1 protein-coding gene is annotated in these 306 nt (G+C 60.1%); it reads left to right on the forward strand.

The window, feature by feature from the left end; genetic code table 11:
- A partial coding sequence (locus tag G6017_RS16990) for an integrase core domain-containing protein (RefSeq protein ID WP_241731578.1) occupies positions 1 to 292 on the forward strand: 292 nt, incomplete at its 5' end.
- Positions 293 to 306 lie beyond the last annotated feature (14 nt).

Genomic DNA, 306 nt, shown 5'->3' on the forward strand with positions numbered 1-306 from the left:
AAGCGTCTACACCTCGGGCGACTACCGGCGCTTGGTCAAGAATCTGGGGATGCGTTCCTCGATGGGACGAACGGGCGTGTGCTGGGATAACGCGATGGCCGAGTCGTTCTTCTCAGCATTGAAGAACGAACGCGTCTACCGCACCGTTTACGCCACGAAGAGGCAGGCCAGACGCGACGTCATCAGCTACATCGAGGGGTTCTACAACACCCGACGGCGCCATTCAGCGCTCGGCTACAAGCGGCCGAACGAGGTGCACTACGCTGACATCCAGCCGGCGACGGCAGCGTAGAGAAACCATCAACT

The organism is Dietzia sp. B44, from assembly GCF_014145245.1.
GTDB classification, from domain to species: domain Bacteria; phylum Actinomycetota; class Actinomycetes; order Mycobacteriales; family Mycobacteriaceae; genus Dietzia; species Dietzia natronolimnaea.